The sequence below is a fragment of the Thalassolituus sp. genome (assembly GCF_034111725.1).
Lineage (GTDB): Bacteria > Pseudomonadota > Gammaproteobacteria > Pseudomonadales > Oceanobacteraceae > Thalassolituus.
Genome location: NZ_JAWUWR010000064.1, coordinates 26,684 through 39,632, shown reverse-complemented (window position 1 = coordinate 39,632; position 12,949 = coordinate 26,684). Strand labels below are relative to the sequence as shown.

Genomic DNA, 12,949 nt, shown 5'->3' with positions numbered 1-12,949 from the left:
ACCATTGCTCGAATTCTGGCTAAATGCTTGAACTGCGAAGAAGGCGTTAGTGCCCGCCCTTGCGGTGTTTGTGGTTCTTGTAAGGAAATTGCAGAAGGGCGCTTTGTCGATCTTATTGAAGTGGATGCTGCCTCTCGTACCCGCGTTGAAGACACTCGCGAACTGCTTGATAACGTCCAGTATGCACCCACGCGTGGTCGCTTTAAGGTCTACCTGATCGACGAAGTGCACATGCTTTCTTCGCACAGTTTTAATGCTTTGCTGAAAACTCTAGAAGAGCCACCAGCGCACGTTAAATTTTTGTTAGCAACCACAGATCCGCAAAAATTGCCGGTGACCATTCTGTCGCGTTGTTTGCAGTTCAGCCTCAAGAATATGACACCTGAGCGGATAGTTGAATACCTCGCGCGAGTGTTAGACGCTGAAAAGTTTCAATACGAAGAACCTGCTTTGTGGTCGTTAGGACGCGCAGCTCAGGGCAGTATGCGCGATGCATTGAGCTTAACCGATCAAGCTATTGCCTATGGCGAGGGTATTGTCGGCGAAGAGCAGGTCAACGCCATGTTGGGCACCATGGACCGCGGTCGTCTGTTTAAGATGGCTGAGGTTATGGCAAAAGCGAACGCCGCCGATGTCATGAATGAAGTTGCAGCAATGGCGGAACATGGTCCTGATTTCGATGAGGTGTTGCAGGGCTTGTTGCACATTTGGCACCGCGCTGCTTTAGCGCAGGTTGTGCCCGATGCTATCGAAAATTCCCAAGGCGATCGCGATGCCATTTTGAACCTTGGTATGGCCATGCAGCCAGAAGATTTACAGCTTTACTATCAGATTGCCCTCCAAGGCCGAAAAGATTTAGCAATGGCACCCGAGCCGCGCCAAGGTTTCGAGATGGTACTGCTGCGGATGCTGGCCTTCCGCCCTGCGCCGGATGTGGTTCCAGAGCTCGATTTAGTCGGTGCCCTGCAAGTGGCAACTGAAAAAAAAAAGACCCTAATACCACGTCCTGATGCATTAGATGCGGTTGTTGAAGCTGAGGTTGCTCCAGTAGTAACTGAAGTCGTCAATCATGTTGACTTAAAAGCGCCGATGGTGAGTGAAGTGGAATCCGAAGCATCGGTTCTGGTCGAAAAATCTGAGACTATCGATTCTCCTACGATTGTGCTGAGCGAGTTCAATAACGAACAGTCTGCTGCACCAGTCGCGGGTTTGTCTGATCGTTTTGATGATGTGCCATCTTTTGATGATGAGCATTCACCTAGCTTCCCCACTGACAGCTCCCTCCCTAATGCCAGTTTAGATGTGCCTTGGGATGAACCATCGCCAGAACTGGTGCCAAAAGTACGAACAGAAAATAGACCTATAGCACGCGGCATGGCGACTTCATTGATGGATGCGCCTGCCACTCCTGTCGCCGCAGCTATACCGGTAGCGGAGCAGCGCGGTACAATAGTTGCAGTTGAAGACCTAGATGCGGGCGTGGTCGAGCAGAGTGAGCTACCCGAATTACAGCCGCATACATGGTGGCAATGGGTCGACCGTCTAAAGCTTGCGGGATTACCGATGGCGATAGCACGCAACAGTGCTTTAGTACAAATTGCCGACGGCGTGTTGCGTTTTGATGTCGATCCGGCGCAGGGGGCATTATTTAATGAATCTCAGCGCCTACGAATCCAAGATGCACTCAGTGCATTGATTGCTGATGCGCGTATTGAAATGGAGTTGGTTTCACCGCGAGGCGAGACTCCAGAGCAAAGACGTCAGCGCCTGCATGCCGAATCATTCTATGCGGCAAAGCAGGCGATTGAATCCGACCCCGTGGTCAATCATATTTTGTCGGAAATGGGTGGTGCAGTTGTTGAAGAAACCATCCGTCCGGTCAGTTAATTAATCGATTGTTAGGAGAATTGTATGATTAAAGGTGGAATGGGCAACCTGATGAAGCAAGCCCAAAAGATGCAAGAGCAGATGCAAAAAGCCCAAGCAGAATTGGCCGAAGCTGAAGTTACTGGTGAGTCTGGTGCGGGGTTGGTGAAGGTGACAATGAATGGTCGTCATGACGTTAAGCGTGTTGAGCTAGACGACTCCGTCATGAGTGAAGATAAAGAGCTTTTGGAAGATTTATTAGCCGCTGCGGTCAATGCTGCGGTACGTAAAATTGAACAAAACAATCAAGAACAGATGTCGAAGATGACTGCTGGAATGGGTCTACCACCAGGTATGAAATTGCCATTCTAATCTTAAAGCCGACGCGTTATTTATGAAGTTGCCAGCGGAATACAAAGCTCTAGTCAGTGCCTTCGATTCTCTTCCGGGAATCGGCGAACGAGCGGCAGGCAGAATGGCGCGCTGGGCTTTAAACCGAGCCGGTGGTGATGAGCTTGTGCAAGCTTTGCAGTCGGCATTGCTGCGCATCCGCCCTTGTGAGCGCTGTCAGATATATCTCACCGACGATCATTGTTCTGTGTGCGATGATCTCGCCCGCGGACAAGAGTGCTTGGCCGTTGTTGCTGAATTGGAGCAGGCGCAAATACTCTGTGATATGGGTTTTTCTGGTCAATTATTTGTATTGCATGGTGTGCTATCGCCTGTCGCTAGTATTGGCCCAGCGCAGCTACCGTTAGCCGCCTTGCAGCAGCGCGTAAACAGCATGCAACCGAACATCGTATATTTGCTGCTAGCAGGCTCTGTTGAAGGAGATGTTACCGCACAATATCTACAGCGTTTTTTATTAGATACTCATACGTTAATGCAGTCGTTTAGCGATTTCATAGCGCAACCGATGATTGGAGGGGCTAAATGAGCCGCCTTGATATACCGGAGCCACTGTGGATTGCAAATCACGATGCTCTAACTGCTGCCTGTCGACAATGGTTGACAGAAGACTACCTCGCCGTTGATACCGAATTTGTAAGAACGACGACGTTTTATCCGCAAGCGGGTTTAATTCAAATAGCGGGAGAGAAGGGTTGTTACCTTATTGATCCTTTATTGATCAAGGATTGGACCCCTTTTGTTGAGGTGTTGCAGGCCCCTAACGTACTGAAAGTATTTCACGCGTGCGCAGAAGATTTAGAAGTTTGTCGACGTTTAACCGGCGTTATTCCGCGACCATTAGCGGACAGCCAACTAGGCATAGCACTAGCGGGGCATGGGGGTTCAATGGGCTTCCAACGCGCGGTAATGGCGTTGCTAGAGATTGATTTGCCGAAAGAAGAAACGCGCTCTAACTGGTTGCATCGTCCGCTGCGTTCAGAGCAAGTGGATTATGCTGTTGCGGATGTTCATTACCTGTATCAGTTGTATCCCGTATTGCGTCAACAGTTACGGGAGCTTGGGCGAGAAGAATGGTTGGCAGAAGATTGCACACGCTTATTGGACGCCTCTGACCAAATTGATGATTCGTACCTAGCCTTGTATCGAAAGGTTAAGCTGGCTTGGAAGTTGCGCCCGCAAGAGCAATATATATTGCAGCAACTGACTGTATGGCGCGAACAAGAAGCGCGTAATCGTGATGTTCCGCGAAATAAAGTTGTTGATGATAATTCACTGTGGAATATTGCGCGTTTTAAAGCCAAAAATCGTGATCAATTGGTGAAGGCAGGTGTTAAGCCGCCGATCGTTCGTGACGCAGGCAATATTTTGTTGAAAATTGTCGAAGTGGCGATGACAAAAGACGAGGCCTTTTGGCCAGAGCAGCTTGATCGTCCCTTATCTCCGATTGCCGCGCAATCTATGAAAGATCTAAAAGATGCCGTGACGCTCACGGCCGAGCAGCTCAATATACCGATTGAGCTGTTGGCTAATAAACGCGCACTTGAATTTGTAGTGCGCTCTGGGTATCACGACGGTCAATACCAGCTTCCCGAAGTATTAAGTGGGTGGCGTAAGGATGTAATTGGCCAAACTTTATTGTTAATGATGACGCAGGGTGTAGCTGCGAGCAAAGTGGAAAAAAGCAATCATGAGTAAAATTTTGTGCGACGTCTTCAAGACAAAAAAGAAAGACGAAATGTATCTATACGTCACGCGTAAAGATGCATTTACTCGCGTACCAGAAGAGTTAATGGCCATGTTTGGCAAGCCAGAATTAGCAATGACCATGGTCTTAACTCCAGAAAAATCGCTTGGCCGAGCGGATACAGAAAAAGTGTTAGCAGCGCTTGAAGAAAAGGGGTACTACTTGCAAATGCCACCGGCAAAAGAACCTTACTTGCTCGATCTATTTTGCAAAATTGATAAAGAATGAGCCATCAACCTTTTTGGGAGCGCAAGACGCTAGGTGAAATGACGTCTTCTGAATGGGAGTCGTTGTGCGATGGTTGTGCGCTGTGCTGCCTACATAAGCTCGAGGACGATGAAACCGGCGAGGTATATTACACCGATGTTCATTGCCGTTATTTAGATACGAACAATTGCCAATGCACAGAATACCAGCAACGCAATACGCTTGTGCCTAGTTGCGTATGGTTAACGCCGGATCAAGCTCAAACCTTTTTTTGGCTGCCTGAAACCTGCGCCTATCGTTTACTGGCTGAAAAAAAGCCTCTGTATGATTGGCATCCTCTGATTTCGGGCACGAAAGAATCGGTGCATGAAGCAGGGATTTCGATGCGTAATAAGGGCATAGCCGACAACTTAATTGACGAAGACGATTGGCAAGATCGCATTATATGGAAAGCATAACGTGGATAGTGTAATGACATATGGCCAGTTTTGGCTGTTGTATTTGGTTTCTGCTCTAGTGGCTTATTGGTGCTGGGGAAAATTGCTATTTTGGATCAAGACGCCGGGGATCGGCTATCACTTATTCAGCTTAATTGGCGCGGTGCTTATCTTTACACCTGTCCCTATTGAGGCTGGATCTATGTATTGGGCGCCGGGTTTTCTTGTTGTTGCTTTCACGTTTTTAATCAGTGGCCCTGAGTCTGTGAATTACTGTATCCCTTGGTTTGCAGCCGCATTGGCTATTGGGGCTGCCGTGCTTGGTCTTGGCCTGTTGGTTTCTCTCATTCGCATGAAAGATTCAGTCAAGGACTCAGAAGCCAGCGCTTAGTTGTTTGTTATCTGAAACGACGCCATTGTGGCGTCGTTAGTCTAAGTTGTAATTCTCATCGTCATACTGCTAATTCCTTCTCATATTTTTCCTTACTTCCTCTGATTTTCTTCCTTTTCTCCTGTTTGTTTGTTCAATAAATGATCGGTTAACTCATTTATTTATTACTTTTCTGGCTAACCAGTAAAACTTTGCTAGTTTTATGTAGGCAGGTGTTGTTGATTTCATGGCGTATCGCGTCTGAATTTCTGATACCGCACTAACGTAAATATCTATCAGGGGAGCTGTTCATCGGATTTGGGGCGTTACCGAATCAATGAACGAGAGGTTGGGACCATGGCAAATCATATATTTATTCTCGCGACAGTTATGCTGTTGGCTGGTATTTTCGGCGGCTTAGTAAATTATTACCTTTATGGTGATAAAGATCCTGACGCGGCAAGCTTGCCACGATTTTTAGTGGTTGGGGTTGGTGCTTCTTTCCTAGTACCTGTGGTACTGGATATGGTGAATAGTGAATTGGTTTTAGAGAGTCAGGGTGACCCGTCGCAGCTGCTGATCTTTACCGGTTTCTGTTTAGTGTCGGCACTTTTGAGTCGTTTCTTTATCGACAATATGTCCGATCGTATTTTGAACGAAGCGCACAGTGCGCGTCAGCGTTCCGAAGAGGTTGAACAAAGCCTTCGTATTATTCAAAGCGAATTATTACCTTTGATTGATACCGAAACAGAACACGATACTGCGAATTTAGATCCGCAAATTACCCAAGCTAGTACCGATCTGGATATCACTTCAGGGCAAGTGTTGAAAATCCTATCTAACGGTCGTTTCATTTTCCGCTCGTTAGCCGGTGTGTGTCGTGAAGCAAACCAAGAAGAAGTGACCGTTTTAAAAACTTTGCAAGTGCTTACCTCTCGTAGCCTTGCCGGAAAAGTGAGCGGAAAAGATGGTGTGCGTTGGCACATCACAGAGAAGGGGCGTCGTGTACTTGAGACCAGTCTCTAAACTAAATCCGCCGGAGAGCATATGGTGCGCTGCATGAGGCTGACCGGAGTGATTTTTTCACTCCTGCTGTTTATTGCCAATCAAGCAACCGCGGCTGAGCAAAACACTCAGCCGGGAGATGTCAGAATAATCATTGATATCTCTGGCAGTATGAAAGATACCGACCCACAGAATTTGCGCCGCCCGGCGCTTAATCTGCTAGTCGAATTACTTCCTGATAATAGTCGCGCAGGTGTCTGGACATTTGGCCGCTACGTCAACATGTTGGTGCCACTCGATACGGTTAATATTAACTGGCGGCGCAATGCTAAAACAAAATCGTCAGAGATAAATTCCGTTGGGCTTAATACCAATCTTGTTGATGCCTTAGATAAGGCGCTGTGGCAAATGGCTCCCGACAGTGGTTATCAGCATACGGTAATTTTGCTAACTGATGGCCGTATTGATATGGATAAATCGGATGGCGACCCCACTACAAAAGCTAATTCAGCTGAGCGACAACGGTTATTAAAAGAAGTCTTACCGAAATATATCGAGACCGGCGCGAAAATTCATACTTTGGCTTTGTCAAACGCTGCAGATCTAGAAACCTTGCAACAAATTGCGATGGAGACCGACGGGCTATTCTTGCAGGCCAATACAGCCGATGATTTGATGCCTGCGTTTTTAAAAGCGTTTGATCGTGCGGTTCCTGCCGAGCAAGTACCGCTGACAAACAACAATTTCGATATTGACTCTAGCATAGAAGAATTCACAGCCCTCATCTTTAGAGGTACGTCAGGACGTGAAACAAAACTAATTGCACCTTCTGGTGCTGTTATTACTCAGTCACTAGCCGACAACCAAGATAAAGTGCGTTGGCACCACGATTTAAACTTCGACTTGATTACTGTTTCAGGACCAGAAGCAGGTAAGTGGTCTGTGGATGCAGATGTTGATCCAGACAATCGTGTACAAATTTTATCGGATTTAAAATTGTCGGTTTCTGGCGTTCCTGCCAATTTGTTTTCCGGTGCTCCTATTGATATGAGCATAGCGCTAGTGAATGAAGGTGAGGTCGTTACTGAGCCTGCGGTGTTGCAACTGACCGATATTAGCATGCAGGTTACCGCTCCTGATGGCCGCACGGGTAGTAAGCTGTTGTCTGATCCCGAAAATTTGCCGCCTGAAGGTGTGTTTCTCGAAACCATGAGTCGTTTGTCTATGCCCGGTGAATACCGCATTGAAGTCAATGCTATCGGTCGTACATTTCAGCGCAGACAAGTGCTAACAGCGGTACTTGCTGAGCCGCTGAAAGTAGAAACAGAACCTTTTCCGGATCAACAGCGCGTTCATATTACTGTGACTCCACAGGGAGATTCGATTGATACCGGTTTAAGTCGCATCATAGCCAAAATTGCTAGCCCCGACGGAAATTCTGTCATCCAAAACATGGAGTACAGTGCAGCCGATAAGGAATGGGTTCTTGATCTAACCAATGAAAAAGGTGACGGGCGTTACGAGGTAACCATCAATATTCGCGGAGTGTCTCAGGGCGGAAAAACATTTAAGAGCAAGCCAGAGGCTATTGTTGTCGACTTCCCGCTACAAAGTGTTGTTACTACGCCGGTAGAAGTTGCTCCGCCGATACAGACGGAGCCGATAGCTGAACCAGTGGCTCCTGTTGTCGAACCTGAGAACGAGGTAGAAGCGCAGTCGCCGCCAGAGGAGGCGCAAGTACCGCCCCCATTACCAATTCCTGAGCCTGTAGTGCCTGACTTGGCTGAAAAATATGCCGAACAGACAGAAGTTGAAGTTATTGAGGAGGACGAAGGTATTGCTTGGTGGATTTATGTTCTATTAGGCATTACTAATATTGCTATTGTTGGCGGGGCTGGTTACTGGTGGTTTAGTCGTAAGAAAGCTGGCAGTGCCAGCGAAGCCGAGCGGACAGCTCCTGCAAACTTGGATCTCGGTGAGTTGGATGATGCAGATTTAGAAGCTGGAGATTTTGACGATTTTGAGGCGGATGGTGAGGAAGAGATTCCTCTGGGTGGCAGAGCGCCCACATCGATGGGCAGTGATACCAATATCAATGTTGCGGTAGACGATTTTGCGATTGATCCTGAAGACGGAGATGATTGGGGTGAATTTGATGCTGAGGATGAGCTAAAAAAGGCCGATGATAGCGGTAAGGATCCGTTTGGAGACGATGACGACCCATTAAATAAGGGATAGTAGAGAGCGCTACAATCGAATGTAATAAGACTAAAAAATAACCGTTTGTGATTGATTCGCAAGCGGTTTTTTTTTAACTGGCCAAATTGCGCAACGATCTCGGGTCGCACTTTGCATAATTGCTGAGTGCAGTGAATAGTAATACGGTCAGTCCCTTGCTGAGTGCCACTGGCATCCTTATACTCTGGCCTGTTTTGATGAAGCTTAAACAGAGGTAGCTATGAAATTTCAGGGGACTGGTGAATACGTTGCAACGCCGGATCTGCAAATGGCGGTGAATGCCGCTATTACCTTGCAGCGCCCGTTATTGCTAAAGGGTGAACCCGGTACTGGCAAAACTATGTTGGCAGAACAGCTGGCTACATCACTGGGCACTGACTTGATTCAGTGGCACATCAAAAGTACGACTAAAGCTCATCAAGGGCTGTACGAATACGATGCGGTATCACGATTACGCGATTCTCAGCTTGGTACGGACAAAGTCCATGATATTTCCAACTACATCATCAAAGGTAAGTTGTGGGAAGCGTTCACGGCGGATAAGCCCGTGGTACTGTTGATCGACGAAATTGATAAGGCCGATATTGAGTTCCCGAACGATTTATTGCTCGAACTCGATAAGATGGAGTTCTTTGTTTATGAAACCCAAGAACGTATCGTAGCTACTCATCGTCCTATTATCTTAATTACGAGTAATAACGAGAAGGAGCTGCCAGATGCTTTCTTACGTCGCTGTTTCTTCCACTACATAGACTTCCCTGATCGCGATACCATGAAAGCTATCGTGGATGTGCATTACCCGCATATTCAGAAGGATCTTGTGCGTGAAGCTCTCGATGTTTTTTTTGACGTGCGCAAAGTTCCCGGCTTAAAGAAAAAACCATCAACTTCTGAGTTAATTGACTGGTTGAAGCTATTAATGGCTGATGATGTGGGTGTTGACGTGCTGCGCAATAAAGATCATAGCAAGGCTATTCCACCGATGTACGGCGCGCTTGTTAAGAATGAACAAGATGTGCAGTTACTAGAAAAGCTCGCGTTCATGAGTCGTCGCAAAGGCTAATTCAATGTTAATCGATTTCTTCGAGACGGTGCGTCGTGCCAAAGTCCCATGTTCGGTCAGGGAATACCTAGATCTCGTTAATGCGATACAGGCACATGTTGCCTTCGCTGATATGAACGAGTTTTATGCCCTTGCACGCCTGTGTTTGGTTAAAGACGAAAAACACTACGACAAGTTCGATAAAGCGTTTGGCGCTTATTTTCAAGGCTTGGATTCATTGCCTTCCATGATGGAGGACGCAAAAATTCCGGCCGAGTGGATGCGCAAAGAGTTCGAGCGCATGCTGTCGAAAGAAGAAATGGATAAAATCGAAGCGCTTGGTGGTCTTGATCAGGTCATCGAAGAATTCAAAAAGCGATTGGAAGAGCAGCATAAGCGTCATCAGGGGGGAAATAAGATGATTGGTACCGGAGGCACATCGCCTTTCGGAGCCAATGGTTATAACCCCGAAGGTATTCGTATTGATCAAGGGCAGTCGAGACACAAGAAAGCGATTAAAGTCTGGGAGCAACGCAACTACAAAGACCTAGACGATAGCATCGAATTAGGTACGCGTAATATCAAAGTAGCGTTGCGTCGATTACGCAAATTTGCCCGTCAAGGCGCAGCAGATGAGCTTGATTTGGGTGATACCATTAGCTCAACTGCCAGAAATGCTGGTTTTCTTGACATTAAAATGGTGCCTGAGCGTCACAATGCCGTTAAAGTGCTGCTGTTTTTTGATGTTGGTGGCTCTATGGATCCCCATGTTCGGGTCTGCGAAGAGTTATTCTCCGCGACGCGTACCGAGTTCAAGCACATGGAGACGTTTTATTTTCATAATTGTTTGTATGAGAGCGTGTGGAAAAATAATATCCGTCGTATGAACGAGCGCACAGAAACATGGGACATTTTGCGCAAGTATGGCAGTGACTATCGAGTTATCTTCGTTGGTGATGCCATGATGGCACCTTATGAGGTGACTCATGCGGGTGGTAGTGTCGAGCACTGGAATGAAGAACCGGGGGCGGTTTGGATGCAGCGTATGTCCGATCACTACGAAAAAATGGTCTGGTTGAATCCAGCACCAGAATCACACTGGGGGCAGGGTGGTTCTTTAGGAGCAATTCGCGAGATCGTAAAAGATAAAATGTATCCTCTAACACTCACTGGTCTAGAGAATGCGATGAAATTTCTCAGTAAGTAAAGGTGTTAGAAAGTTACTATTGAGCGATTAATTTAGACGGGGAAGTGATGTACCTTATCGTACAACCAAGACTGGTCGGCATGGACGCTCCTATAAAAATAACAAGAATAGGGCGGTAAATATGCCGGTTGTGGCGTTTAGCCAACATATCAAGTCGTCAATAGTTTGCGTGTTACTAAACACGTTCATATTCCTATGGACTTCAACTGCGCAGGCAGAAATAGAATACGTGCGGCTTCATAAAGGCCCAGGCGCGGCGTACCCTGTTGTATTCGAAGTATCCAGTGATCATTCCATGACACCTATTGCCGTTCGTGGTGATTGGCTATTGCTTAGTGATGGTCGTAAACAAGGCTGGCTTCCACTTTCCGAACTTCATCTTGTTAAAAGCGTTAGCGTTGCTCAACTGTGGCAGTTGCGTAACGATGCTCGTCCAAGCGATTGGCGTCTAGAGCTTATTTTGAATAGTGAGTCGGCATTGGGTTTTGGTGTCGTTGTCCCCTTACATGAGCAGAGTCTATTCGGCCGCTATACCGTGTCAGATCAAGGCGCTTATGGTTGGTCTATTAGTGAACTCGGGCTAACAAGACAGATAGGCAGTATTTTAAATTTTCAAGTACTCGGCTCTGCCGCAGTCGGAGTTGGCAGTGAGTATGGTGACAGTAACCATTGGAGTTCAGAAACCGATGAAATTGTTCCACTGGCGCTTGTGTCTGCTGAGGTTGTTTGGGCTGCTGAACGTTACTTAGATGTCGCCTTACGAGTCGGCACCAATATTTCTCTAGATTCTGACATGGTGAACCATTCCTCTGTGTCATTGGCGTGGAAGTTAAGGCTATGAAGTTTTCTACTGCTGTTGCTATATGTGCGTTTCTTTTCGCATCGACGGCCTCAGCTGAGCGGTCCAGTACTGATATTTATGATCCTCAGGTTAAATATTCAGGGCTAGAGGATTTAGATTCTGTTGAACGTCAGCACGGCACTATAGGTATTGGCTTTAGTAATACCGTCGCTGAAAAAGACGAACTAAAACCCGGTTTAAATCTATCGGCGCGCTATTTTGCCGGCGAACGTTGGTATGTTACTGGTGAGTTAGGTTTTAGCTCCTTTTTCGATTTTACCCTCGACAATGGCCTAGTGGTCGAAGAGCGAGAGCAAGTATTACTTGCTACGGCGGGTGTCGGTTATGCCTTGCTGCAAGGTACTGCGAGTACATTCGGTGATTATACATTCCCTTGGCTCATGGCCGTTGAGGTAGCGATGGGGAGTCAGCAAACGGGCGATACCCGTGGCCGTTACACCGCTCTTGGTTTGTCATGGCAGGCGAATACAACGAATTACTGGTACAGCTTCGGTGCGCGTCAATATCGAGTGGATGATCAGCGCTTGAAAACACTAGGTGCTAACGAGGGGATGCAATGGAATTTGTCGTTCGGTATTTACTACTAATATTGTTGGCGCTACCAGCCAGCGCATTAGAGACGTTAAAGCCTGGTGACAAGGTTGATGATTTCACAATGCTCTCGGTCAATGGCTTTGGTCAGCGTTTAACCGAGGTGCGTGGTCAGCCCTTGATGTTAATTTGGCTTGATCGTTGTGATGCTTGCTCCGAAACGCTCGCACGCTATCAGTTGTTGGCGGAAAGTTTAGAAATTGACGGATTGTTGGGTTGGTTTGTTTGGGTGCCTGAAGGTGATGATGAACCACCTAAGATGCGTTTGCCGGTTTTACGTTACGACACAAAATGGCGGCAATCTTGGCTATTCGAACCTCGGCCGGCGGTTATGTTAATCAGTCCTGATGGGGTTTTGGATCACTTAATTATTGGTGATCTTGAAGAGAGTTACGGTGAAGTTGAAGCGGCGATGATGCGCTGGATTTCTGAGGTGCGCGACCAATAAGGTCCGGAGATATTTTAATGAAGTTATTTTTTAGTGTTTTGTTTTTATTCACTTGTACATTTGCAAATGCAGAAGATGCGGCAATTCGTCAAGACGTTGAAAGCGTTAAACAATCGGTGTTGGAATTAAACACAGATCTCTATCAATTAGAAAAAGATTTGTTGAGTCCTGCGACGACGCGTGCGGCGTTCCATTTATCGTTATCTCATGGAGAGTATTTTGAGCCATTGTCGATTGAATTAAGTGTTGATGGTGAATCTCAAATTCAACACATTTATACCGAACGTCAAGTTAAGGCATTGCGCATGGGGGCCGTTCAGCCATTAGGCAATGTTAATTTATCTCCAGGTAAACACACGGTTCGTGCCGTTGTTCGCGGGGTTGATCATCTCGGTCAAGGGCGTGAGTTGATTGCAGAAGATATCGTCGAAAAAACCAGTAAGCCATTGTTGACTGAATTAGTAATTCAGGATTTTGTAGAGCGGCAAAGTGCCCGGGTACAGTTGAAGTACTGGTAAACC

At 46.9% G+C, this 12,949-nt stretch carries 15 protein-coding genes; all 15 read left to right on the top strand.

The window, feature by feature from the left end; all coding sequences use genetic code 11:
* Positions 1-1,887 (top strand): DNA polymerase III subunit gamma/tau (dnaX, locus tag UXZ23_RS11070; RefSeq protein ID WP_320820635.1); only part of this gene is annotated, 1,887 nt, incomplete at its 5' end.
* Positions 1,888-1,911: 24 nt separating this feature from the next.
* The gene (locus tag UXZ23_RS11065) at positions 1,912-2,238 is read left to right on the top strand and encodes a YbaB/EbfC family nucleoid-associated protein (protein WP_320820634.1); all 327 of its coding nucleotides are present in this window, start codon (positions 1,912-1,914) and stop codon (positions 2,236-2,238) included.
* 22 nt (positions 2,239-2,260) lie between these two features.
* Positions 2,261-2,803, top strand: coding sequence for a toprim domain-containing protein (locus tag UXZ23_RS11060; RefSeq protein WP_320820633.1), 543 nt, complete (start codon positions 2,261-2,263; stop codon positions 2,801-2,803).
* Positions 2,800-3,972, top strand: a complete 1,173-nt coding sequence (rnd, locus tag UXZ23_RS11055) for a ribonuclease D (RefSeq protein WP_320820632.1) — start codon at positions 2,800-2,802, stop codon at positions 3,970-3,972. Before UXZ23_RS11060 ends, rnd begins: the two co-directional genes overlap by 4 nt.
* Positions 3,965-4,249 carry a YcgL domain-containing protein gene (locus UXZ23_RS11050; RefSeq protein WP_320820631.1) on the top strand — a complete coding sequence of 95 codons (285 nt, stop codon included), beginning with the start codon at positions 3,965-3,967 and terminating at the stop codon, positions 4,247-4,249. Before rnd ends, UXZ23_RS11050 begins: the two co-directional genes overlap by 8 nt.
* Positions 4,246-4,686 carry a YcgN family cysteine cluster protein gene (locus UXZ23_RS11045; RefSeq protein ID WP_015486746.1) on the top strand — a complete coding sequence of 147 codons (441 nt, stop codon included), beginning with the start codon at positions 4,246-4,248 and terminating at the stop codon, positions 4,684-4,686. Before UXZ23_RS11050 ends, UXZ23_RS11045 begins: the two co-directional genes overlap by 4 nt.
* A 13-nt stretch (positions 4,687-4,699) precedes the next feature.
* Positions 4,700-5,056, top strand: coding sequence for a hypothetical protein (locus tag UXZ23_RS11040; protein WP_320820630.1), 357 nt, complete (start codon positions 4,700-4,702; stop codon positions 5,054-5,056).
* 336 nt (positions 5,057-5,392) lie between these two features.
* On the top strand, positions 5,393-6,061 hold the full coding sequence (locus tag UXZ23_RS11035) for a YEATS-associated helix-containing protein (RefSeq protein ID WP_320820629.1): 669 nt from the start codon (positions 5,393-5,395) through the stop codon (positions 6,059-6,061).
* A 33-nt stretch (positions 6,062-6,094) separates the two neighbouring features.
* Positions 6,095-8,278, top strand: coding sequence for a vWA domain-containing protein (locus tag UXZ23_RS11030; protein WP_320820628.1), 2,184 nt, complete (start codon positions 6,095-6,097; stop codon positions 8,276-8,278).
* Positions 8,279-8,498: 220 nt separating this feature from the next.
* Complete coding sequence (locus UXZ23_RS11025; protein WP_320820627.1) at positions 8,499-9,341, top strand: MoxR family ATPase; 843 nt, start codon at positions 8,499-8,501, stop codon at positions 9,339-9,341.
* Between the two features lie 4 nt (positions 9,342-9,345).
* A complete protein-coding gene (locus UXZ23_RS11020) occupies positions 9,346-10,527 on the top strand; it encodes a VWA domain-containing protein (RefSeq protein WP_320820626.1) in 1,182 nt (393 codons plus the stop codon).
* Positions 10,528-10,756: 229 nt separating this feature from the next.
* A complete protein-coding gene (locus UXZ23_RS11015; protein ID WP_320820625.1) occupies positions 10,757-11,368 on the top strand; it encodes a hypothetical protein in 612 nt (203 codons plus the stop codon).
* Positions 11,365-11,976, top strand: coding sequence for a hypothetical protein (locus UXZ23_RS11010; RefSeq protein ID WP_320820624.1), 612 nt, complete (start codon positions 11,365-11,367; stop codon positions 11,974-11,976). Before UXZ23_RS11015 ends, UXZ23_RS11010 begins: the two co-directional genes overlap by 4 nt.
* A complete protein-coding gene (locus UXZ23_RS11005; RefSeq protein WP_320820623.1) occupies positions 11,946-12,428 on the top strand; it encodes a hypothetical protein in 483 nt (160 codons plus the stop codon). Before UXZ23_RS11010 ends, UXZ23_RS11005 begins: the two co-directional genes overlap by 31 nt.
* Before the next feature lie 17 nt (positions 12,429-12,445).
* Positions 12,446-12,946: a hypothetical protein gene (locus UXZ23_RS11000; protein WP_320820622.1), complete on the top strand. Its 501-nt coding sequence runs from the start codon at positions 12,446-12,448 to the stop codon at positions 12,944-12,946.
* Positions 12,947-12,949 lie beyond the last annotated feature (3 nt).

What these genes read in the sequence shown, in the direction of transcription:
- UXZ23_RS11065 (WP_320820634.1), top strand. Translation starts at nt 1,912, where the DNA reads ATGATTAAAGGTGGAATGGGCAACCTGATGAAGCAAGCCCAAAAGATG.
- UXZ23_RS11060 (WP_320820633.1), top strand. Translation starts at nt 2,261, where the DNA reads ATGAAGTTGCCAGCGGAATACAAAGCTCTAGTCAGTGCCTTCGATTCT.
- rnd (WP_320820632.1), top strand. Translation starts at nt 2,800, where the DNA reads ATGAGCCGCCTTGATATACCGGAGCCACTGTGGATTGCAAATCACGAT.
- UXZ23_RS11050 (WP_320820631.1), top strand. Translation starts at nt 3,965, where the DNA reads ATGAGTAAAATTTTGTGCGACGTCTTCAAGACAAAAAAGAAAGACGAA.
- UXZ23_RS11045 (WP_015486746.1), top strand. Translation starts at nt 4,246, where the DNA reads ATGAGCCATCAACCTTTTTGGGAGCGCAAGACGCTAGGTGAAATGACG.
- UXZ23_RS11040 (WP_320820630.1), top strand. Translation starts at nt 4,700, where the DNA reads ATGACATATGGCCAGTTTTGGCTGTTGTATTTGGTTTCTGCTCTAGTG.
- UXZ23_RS11035 (WP_320820629.1), top strand. Translation starts at nt 5,393, where the DNA reads ATGGCAAATCATATATTTATTCTCGCGACAGTTATGCTGTTGGCTGGT.
- UXZ23_RS11030 (WP_320820628.1), top strand. Translation starts at nt 6,095, where the DNA reads ATGAGGCTGACCGGAGTGATTTTTTCACTCCTGCTGTTTATTGCCAAT.
- UXZ23_RS11025 (WP_320820627.1), top strand. Translation starts at nt 8,499, where the DNA reads ATGAAATTTCAGGGGACTGGTGAATACGTTGCAACGCCGGATCTGCAA.
- UXZ23_RS11020 (WP_320820626.1), top strand. Translation starts at nt 9,346, where the DNA reads ATGTTAATCGATTTCTTCGAGACGGTGCGTCGTGCCAAAGTCCCATGT.
- UXZ23_RS11010 (WP_320820624.1), top strand. Translation starts at nt 11,365, where the DNA reads ATGAAGTTTTCTACTGCTGTTGCTATATGTGCGTTTCTTTTCGCATCG.
- UXZ23_RS11005 (WP_320820623.1), top strand. Translation starts at nt 11,946, where the DNA reads ATGGAATTTGTCGTTCGGTATTTACTACTAATATTGTTGGCGCTACCA.
- UXZ23_RS11000 (WP_320820622.1), top strand. Translation starts at nt 12,446, where the DNA reads ATGAAGTTATTTTTTAGTGTTTTGTTTTTATTCACTTGTACATTTGCA.